Source organism: Bacillus sp. J41TS8, from assembly GCF_018333035.1.
Classification (GTDB): Bacteria; Bacillota; Bacilli; order Bacillales; family Bacillaceae; genus Bacillus; species Bacillus paralicheniformis.
Genome location: NZ_BORF01000008.1, coordinates 180,059 through 188,782 on the forward strand (window position 1 = coordinate 180,059; position 8,724 = coordinate 188,782).

General features: G+C 38.9%; 7 protein-coding genes and 1 pseudogene. 1 reads left to right on the forward strand and 7 read right to left on the reverse strand.

Annotated features, from left to right (window positions below; translation table 11 throughout):
- Positions 1-6: 6 nt before the first annotated feature.
- The 3 genes from ureC to KI350_RS13100 are packed head-to-tail and all read right to left on the reverse strand — an operon-like array spanning position 7 to position 2,366.
- Entirely contained in the window at positions 7-1,719 is a 1,713-nt protein-coding gene (ureC, locus tag KI350_RS13090; RefSeq protein ID WP_059231441.1) for an urease subunit alpha, read from the reverse strand.
- The gene (locus KI350_RS13095; protein ID WP_059231439.1) at positions 1,716-2,042 is read right to left on the reverse strand and encodes an urease subunit beta; all 327 of its coding nucleotides are present in this window, start codon (positions 2,040-2,042) and stop codon (positions 1,716-1,718) included. Before KI350_RS13095 ends, ureC begins: the two co-directional genes overlap by 4 nt.
- Positions 2,043-2,063: 21 nt before the next feature.
- Entirely contained in the window at positions 2,064-2,366 is a 303-nt protein-coding gene (locus tag KI350_RS13100; protein WP_020451534.1) for an urease subunit gamma, read from the reverse strand.
- 240 nt (positions 2,367-2,606) lie between these two features.
- Here KI350_RS13100 and KI350_RS13105 point away from each other — a divergent pair, with 240 nt between their 5' ends.
- Positions 2,607-3,551 carry an urea transporter gene (locus KI350_RS13105; RefSeq protein WP_059231437.1) on the forward strand — a complete coding sequence of 315 codons (945 nt, stop codon included), beginning with the start codon at positions 2,607-2,609 and terminating at the stop codon, positions 3,549-3,551.
- Positions 3,552-4,173: 622 nt separating this feature from the next.
- Here KI350_RS13105 and KI350_RS13110 read toward each other — a convergent pair.
- From KI350_RS13110 to KI350_RS13125, 4 genes and pseudogenes are all read right to left on the reverse strand, one after another.
- Positions 4,174-4,425 carry a hypothetical protein gene (locus KI350_RS13110; RefSeq protein ID WP_020451531.1) on the reverse strand — a complete coding sequence of 84 codons (252 nt, stop codon included), beginning with the start codon at positions 4,423-4,425 and terminating at the stop codon, positions 4,174-4,176.
- Positions 4,426-5,344: 919 nt separating this feature from the next.
- On the reverse strand, positions 5,345-6,475 hold the full coding sequence (locus tag KI350_RS13115; protein ID WP_059231435.1) for a response regulator aspartate phosphatase: 1,131 nt from the start codon (positions 6,473-6,475) through the stop codon (positions 5,345-5,347).
- 191 nt (positions 6,476-6,666) lie between these two features.
- Complete coding sequence (locus tag KI350_RS13120; RefSeq protein ID WP_059231433.1) at positions 6,667-7,923, reverse strand: MFS transporter; 1,257 nt, start codon at positions 7,921-7,923, stop codon at positions 6,667-6,669.
- 343 nt (positions 7,924-8,266) lie between these two features.
- A pseudogene (locus tag KI350_RS13125) lies at positions 8,267-8,380 on the reverse strand (IS200/IS605 family transposase); the annotation flags it as partial.
- Positions 8,381-8,724: the final 344 nt, after the last annotated feature.

An 8,724-nucleotide genomic window follows, 5' to 3' on the forward strand; every position in this document is an offset into this window, starting at 1 on the left:
CTCACCTCAGAATAGGAAATATCGTTGACCCATTGGCACCTTATCAACAGGGTCACATGTAATTAATTGGCCATTTACTTTCACTTCATATGTTTGTGGATCGACCGTTATTTCAGGAGTTTCGCCATTCAGCTTCATATCTTTTTTCGTTAGTTTGCGAATGCCGCGAACCGGAAGAATGATTTTCTGCAATCCAAGCTTCTCATGCACTTTGTCATCGAAAGCTGCCTGGGAAATAAACGTAATGGAAGTGCTGGACAGCGCCTTGCCAAACTGCCCATACATCGGACGGTAAATAACAGGCTGCGGTGTCGGAATAGAGGCGTTAGCATCTCCCATTAAGCTCTCTGCAACAAAGCCGCTTTTAATCACCATTTCAGGCTTCACACCGAAAAATGCTGGATTCCAGACAACGAGATCGGCCATTTTCCCTGTCTCGATAGAACCGACATATTCGGAAATACCATGCGTAATGGCAGGATTCATTGTATATTTGGCAATATAACGTTTGACGCGGTTGTTGTCCGAAAGCTCGCTGTCGCCCGCCATTGTTCCTCTTTGTTTTTTCATCTTATCGGCTACTTGCCATGTACGTAAAATGACTTCTCCAATCCGTCCCATCGCTTGGGCATCCGAACTAGTCATACTGAATACTCCCATATCCTGGAGAATATCCTCAGCTGCAATCGTTTCGCGTCTGATACGTGAGTCAGCAAACGCCAAATCTTCCGGGATGGATGGATTCAAGTGGTGACAGACCATTAACATATCTAAGTGCTCGTCTACCGTATTAACTGTATAAGGTAATGTCGGGTTCGTAGATGACGGCAGAACATTGTTAAAGCTGGCCGATTTAATTAAGTCAGGAGCATGTCCTCCCCCTGCCCCCTCTGTATGGTACATGTGAATGACGCGATTTTTAATAGCGGCCATTGTATTTTCCATAAATCCGCCTTCGTTTAATGTATCCGCGTGAAGGGCAACCTGAACATCATATTTGTCAGCCACACTTAGCGCATGATCGATAGCTGAAGCTGTAGCGCCCCAGTCCTCATGAACTTTCAGTCCAATGGCGCCGGCGCGTACTTGCTCTGCCAGCGGAGCTTCTGAAGCGGCTTGTCCTTTTCCTGTAAACCCAACATTAATCGGCATGCCCTCTGCCGCTTCAAGCATTCGGTGTATATGCCACTCGCCCGGTGTAACTGTAGTAGCCTTTGATCCTGCAGCAGGGCCTGTTCCTCCTCCAATTAAGGTGGTAAGACCTGAAGCTAATGCTGTTCTGATTTGCTCCGGATTAATAAAATGGACGTGAGTGTCAATTCCACCTGGAGTGACGATCATACCTTCAGCAGCAATAACTTCTGTACCGGCGCCAATCACAATATCCACATTGTCCATGATTAGCGGATTACCTGCTTTCCCGATTCCAGCGATTTTGCCATCACGAATTCCAATGTCCGCTTTATAAATACCAGTGTAATCTAAGACAACAGCATTCGTAATGACAACATCTGCTATTCCCTCTCCACGTGTAACTAAAGGGTGTTGTCCCATTCCATCACGAATAACTTTACCGCCGCCGAATACCACTTCATCTCCATATGTTGTGTAGTCTTTCTCGATTTGGATGAGCAAATCTGTATCTGCCAGACGAATAGAGTCCCCTGTAGTCGGGCCGTACATTTCAGCGTATTGCTTTCTTGGCATCTTGAAACTCATGATTGGTTCCCCTCTTTTTCTAATGATCCGTCCACTTTATTATTAAATCCGTATACCCGGCGTTCGCCGGCGTAAGGCACTAATTCCACTTCTTTTTCATCACCGGGCTCAAAACGCACAGCCGCTCCTGCCGGAATGTTTAGTCGCTTTCCAAATGCTTCTTCTCGTTTGAATTGAAGCGCTTCATTCACTTCATAAAAATGAAAATGTGAACCTACTTGAACTGGGCGATCACCTGTATTCGTTACAGTCAATTTGGACGCCGCTCTTCCGACATTACAAATGACATCTGTTTCTTTTAAAAATAGTTGTCCAGGTTCCATATAAATAGCCTCCTACCAATTTTATTTAATTGGACTATGTACAGTGACAAGCTTTGTGCCGTCTGGAAATGTAGCTTCTACCTGGATATCATCAATCATTTCCGGAATGCCTTCCATTACATCTTCCCGCGACAATATGGTTGTTCCATATTCCATCAACTCCGCAACTGTTTTTCCATCCCGTGCTCCTTCCAACACTTCATACGTTATCAGGGCTACTGCTTCCGGGTGATTCAATTTTAACCCCCGTTCTTTACGTCGCTTCGCAAGATCTGCTGCGACAACAATCATAAGCTTGTCTACTTCACGCGGTAATAGTTGCATCACAAAACCTCCCTGTATTTTTATTACGACCAAACGGTGAGCATTCATATAAGGGGGAGCCAGTTCATTAACATTCTGAGCTGAAAGCGCAAAAACTAAAAAACTGAAAATATATTTGATTCCCCTGCTTCTGTTTTAAATGTATATCATTTTTTACATATATGTCAATTTATATATTCAAAAATTTATATATGATACACTGAAGATATATAACCTTGAAAAGAAAGGAGAATATTCATTATGCGAAAAAACAAACATCATTTATTAAGCGAGGGGGTGTTTTCCCGTTTAATAACAGCTTCTCTCAAAGGCATCTCTCAAGTCATCCTGATTGAGAATGTTATGACCGGCTTTCTAATCCTTATAGCCATTACTATTTTTTCCTATTATTTAGGTATAATCGCTTTGTTGTCCGCTATTATCGGTACTTTAGTAGGGAAATTGGGAGCGGCAGATGAAAAGATTATAAATGAGGGTCTATTAGGATATAATTCTGTGTTAACAGGAATGGCATTGGCATCATTCTTAACTGGCCCTTACATGTGGCTTGTCGCTTTAATTGGATCAGCCTTAGCAGCCATTTTTACAGCCGCCATGATGCATTTTACGAAAAGAACCGAAGTTCCAATTCTTACATTCCCCTTTGTTATCCTGACATGGTTTATATTGCTGGCTTCATACAAATTAAATGGGGTTAAATTAAGCTCTGCCCTGATACCTCAGGATTTAACACACTGGGAACTAAAGACAGCAGGGGGAGTCAATTTAGTAGACGGGGTCTTTCATGGAATTGGACAAGTATTTTTTCTGAATAACACAGTATCCGGGATTTTAATTTTTCTAGCCGTATTTTGGGCAGGAAGAAAACTGGGACTTTATGCAGTTATCGGAAATGCAGTTGCCATCATCATTGCATTCCTTTTAGGAGGGGAGCGTTCTCTCATCACATTGGGTCTTTACGGGTATAATGCAATTTTAACAATCCTGGCCGTATCTGCCGTTTTTAAAAGTGAACATAACCGGTTTGCATTTTTATCAGGGATCATTTCAGCTTGTCTGACAGTGCCTATAACAGCAGGCCTCAGCACGTATCTTTTGCCATATGGACTCCCTGCCCTAACAATGCCGTTTGTACTTTGTTCATGGCTGTTTTTAGGTGCAAGAAAGGTTCTGCCAAACTTATAGCTTTGCCTATTGATGATGTAAATCAGCCGCTTAGCGACAATCATTGGCATGTAAAAAGAATTGAGTCGGAGAGAGCAGAAGAAATGCGGTAAGAGGTTACGCAAAAAATAAAAATCATGGAAGAAACCCATGATGTCTTACTATACGAATCTACTCGCGTTTAGACATTAATGAATGATAACTTGTGAAAAACGATGGTGAGCTAGAAGAAAACATAGGCCTTGAAAACTTACCAGGAATGCCGGGACTTTGATAGGAATGTTCCATTTCATTGACACTCGATTACCACATGAAACAGACTTATTTTTCAATAATGATGCTATGAGAGCGTCTCCGACATTATTCGCTAGATAAGACCCTTAGGCCAGTCAGTCTGAAGGTGTGCTGCGGCCGCTGTTCAGCTCTCCCCTGTAAACTGTGAAAAACTCATATTGGCGCAAGCATATTCTGATGGTGCCGCGGAAAACTGTTCCAGCTTTGTTTTCATTGATCAACGAGAGGGGCATAAATAAAGAGGATTTGGACACAGAGAGGTGAAAGTAACTGATTTGGTTAATGAAAAAAATTCTGTCTCAGGAAGAATAAGAATACAAACGATTGAGACAGAATTTTGTCTTACGGTTTACTTATACACGTAGCAAGTTCCTTGTATAACCGTAACACATGTATATGTTTCATGATAAGATTTACCTTGGCTGTCTCTAAAGAAAACAGTTACAGTATTGTTGCCATTCCATTGGAATTGATAGGCGTCTGGATACTTGTCTCGAATCGGAGTTAAATCCGGCGCAGCACTTGCAGGTAATCCGGATACCAACAGAGCCCCAGCAACTGCAACCGCTCCCGCTACTTTTTTGAGTTTGTTTTTAAACATAAACACATCCCCTTTTCGTTTTGTTTACCTATTAAATGCTTGTCCATTTAATAGACACCTTGAGCTTAACACCAAAAGGATGAAAAAATTGTCAAATGGTGTAGAATTGAAAAATAATTCAAAAATAATACACATTTTTACAATTTTTCAATATGAAGATGTTTCCTTTTCTTCATCTCCTCTTTTTAAATTTTCTATATTTGTGAGGTAATGTCGTCTAGATGAATGGTGACATATTGAATCTTTTACAGGGAGCTTATCGTTAGGTAGCACAGGCAACAAAAGTGAATCACAATTTAATCTAAGTATTTTTACAGTGAACATTGCGGTGACTGGATTATTAAAAAAGCTCAATGGAGCAAGTTCAAGATGAACCTGCGAAAGAAAATTTTGAAATTGCAGAGGAAAAACCGAAAAGTATAAAAATATTTGAGGAGGTTCATGAAAAGATGGTATTTCTCTGAACTGTATTTCCTTAATCAATGAGAATTAAAGGAGGTATTGACGGAGTTTATTGCTTTTAATAGCGCTCCATAGATCTGTGCGACTAAAAAGACCGCACTCTCTTTGGAAGATAAGCAGCAACATATGAGGTGCTGTTCCTCACCCCTTATTTTCACAACCATAAACTTTATTACAGATTAGCCTATGTTAAGTCCAAGTATTGGTGCGCGTATATGTTGTGGGAGCAGGAAGTCGAAATGCGATTCGCCAATTATTCGAAGAAATGTTAGTGAGACTAATAACCCTCCCTCTGTTAATATTGCAAGAAACAGAGAGAGGGTTATCTTAAAACCTTATGATTTAACTTCAAGTTTCAATTCTAATCGCAACATCATAACTGTCATTTTCCGTATGAATATACGAAGAAGCAGCAACTCCTGTGAAACCCAGCAATAAGACTGCACAAATCAATAGTTTAGATTTCATTTAGAAAATCTCCCCTTCGAATTTGTTTTCGTGCTTCAATTGCTTTACGATAAAACTCATTTGCACCCCGAATTTCACCTTGTTCAGTTAAAGCGTCACCTATACAGATTCCATACCATTCCATATCAGGATATAGCTTTTTTTCTTCGAAAAACTCGAAGGCTTCTCTTACAAGGTCCAAATCGGAATCTAAGTAAATTCCTTTAACGATCTTCAATGTCGCCAATGTTTCTGCAATATTGTTTTGCTGAGCTAGCTTTAATGATTTCTCATAGAATTTTTTTGACGACCTCAGATCATTTTGCCTTGCTTTTGTGTAAGCCAAAAGGTATAAAGCTCTTGCCGTAAATTCATCATTTTTCGGTTTAAGAATATCTAGGGATTTTAGATAAAATTCGGATGCTTTATCAAATTCTTCAAGGTTAGTATAACATACTCCAATGTTAAACAGTGCTTTTCTGATCAAATAATTTTCGCCAAATTTCTCTGCATCCTCTAGTGCTTGTTTGAAATGCTTCATGGCCTCTTCCATATGCATATTGTCTAGCCAGTTACCTGCTATAACAAACTGACAATGTACACGTCTGTTACCGTAAGCTGGCTCTTGTTTATAAATAGCGTAAGCACGCTTAGCATAATTCATAGAGAAATATGTTTGCTTCATGTGATAATATACCTCAGCCATTTTAAAATAGAACTCAGCCTTTTCTGTACTATCTCCTTCAATCGCTTCTATTTCCAATTCAGCCTTTCTATAGCAATTCAATGAGAATACGAGTTCTTTTTGTCTGAAATAGTACATCCCCATAAAAAAGTGATAATAATATTCAAGCATTCCGTTAAGGTCTTGACATCCTCTTGTTTCTTTCAACTCTTGATAATGTTTGTCTATCTTTAAGTCAGCGTTTGGATAAAGTTCTTCCAGCATAAGCTGATGACGAAAATCCAACAGTGAAAAGTAAACAAGAGCATCTTGGTTTTCTTCCATTACTTTTATTTCTTGTTCAACTTCAGTTTTTGCTTTTTCAGCAGCAGCGCTTCTATTATTTTTTATACAGTTATACCAATAGTTCATCTTCGTTGCTACTAGATCATAAGGAATAACACTCTCAGTAGACATTTAATAAACCCCTCTCTATGTGAATATTTTATCTCTGTAACATTCAATCCCTTTTTGATGTAAGATCGACATTACCTTCATTGAATATTCCAATAAATAACAGATTTTATTCCATTATATCGAATTATCTGAATTTTAAGAACGAAAAATATCTATAATTGTTATGCCGAAAATTGAACTCACTAATATTGTTATAGCTCAAAGCTATCTTTTTTGGCCTTTGATAAATCGGATCGTTGAGATTTTCCTGGTTTTGTGAAAGCTAGGATACCAAGTCCTGCAAGTATTTCGACTACCCCTCCAAAAGCAATGACTTTTCCTGCCCCAAAAACAGTGGCAGCATATCCCGCCGCTAAAGCACCGATAGGAATCATCACATATGAAATCATACTGATGACAGCATATACCTGCGGCTGATCCTCATCATTTACCGATATTTGAATGATCGTATGCTCTGGAACATTTATTGCACTAATTGTTGCTCCTAAGATAAAAGCTGCTGCAAACACCAATATTAAAAGCGAATTCATACCTGTAATGAAAAAAGCTGTTCCTTCTATAATGCCGGCGGCAACAAACAACAACCCATAACGATTTACTCTCACTCTAGTCAGTATGAAACCCATTAAAAATGCTCCGCCGGTAGTTAGAACCCTCACTATAGAATGAATGATTGCCCCCTGGTTTAAATCTTCCGCTATATAGACTGCTGCAAGCGCCTCCCAAGGTGCCGATCCTAAGTTCAAAAACACACAGAAAATCGCTAATGGAAATAAAATATGATGACGTCTTACAAGCGTAAATCCCCTTCTTAACTTCTTCAAATATGGCTCTCGTGATTGAGTTGCTCTCGCATTCTCTTCCGCCTCACTCCCACCATATTGAATGAATAAGACCAAAATAGCTGACATTACATAGAGAGGTAATATCAGAAGCATTGTCTGAGCTGCACCGATCAATACAATTAAAACACCGCAGAGTGTAACTGCTCCTAGTTTTATTGCTTGGCCTGCGGATTGTATTGTCGCATTTGCCTTTTGAATAATATCCTCTTTCACAATTTTCGGAATTAAAGAAACAGAAGCAGGGTCATATGAGGCTCCCGTTGCAGAATGCAAAAGCATAAGCAATATGATAAACGGCAAAGGAGAAAAGCCATTAAAATAGAAAACCGGAATAATCAACATGATGAATGCCCTAGTTAAGTCTGAAAAGAACATCCAAAATTTTAATTGATCCGTTTTCATCAAAGGAGTAATGATTGGCCCCAAAATAGCTTGAGGAAGAAAACTTACAGCTATTAAAAAAGCTGTCCCAATAGCCCCTTTTCCATCTAAAATAAGAAACCACAGGATTGTGTTAAATGCTAAAGAATCGGCCGTTATCTTTATCATCTTAGAGCAAAACAGAAAAGTGAAGTTTTTTTGCCACACAGTATTACTATTCATTTTTGAAAGATCCCCCTTACCATAAATCCCTCATTCTTACAGCAAGTTTGTCTTTAAGGATATCCTATTCCCGGATTATTCTCAATGTCAATTTGGAATAATTAAGGTAATTTTTATTTAAAGGGATTAGGGGTACTTGTTTTATAATCTTTCCAGTTTTCTTTTCAAAGGAGTTTAAATCTGCTTCACATACCGAAAAATTTTTATTTGTTTATGAGAGCATCCTTGAATTTTCGTGTTTTCATTTTCAAGTATGAATTGTACGCTTCATCATTGAAAAAAGTTTCTTTATTTGGTTTCATCATATCCAATGAGCTTCTTGAACTCAGCAGTAATTTTCTAATATCTTTTTTGATTTTTTTTCATAAATGACTTGCCTTTTGTGCTTCGGCGCAAGTACGATGTGATACTTACAATTCCGTGTTGTATGTGCTAAACTGTTAGTGTCTTTTGACATGAAAAACTCCTCCGTATCTTGATATTTTGGTTGGCGAACCAAAAATATTTTAGCACCCGGGGGGAGTTTTTCTTCATACAACGCTGAAAGCTTTTGAACCCTAGGCCTAGCCTAGGGTTTTCTTTTTCACAAATAATCATTATTTGATTATAGCTTATAGGACTTTTGTGAGTTTAACAATTGAATTCTTAAAAAGCTCTCTTTTACAGAGAGCTTGCAGCTTGTCGACAAAGCCATAAAAAGTGGCTTGATCGACAAGCTTTTTTTGTTAAAATGTGAGTGAAATCTAGTTTTTGGAGGTTTTTCCATGTTGTCTAAGCACTCTAAAGATCAGCGCGAACAGC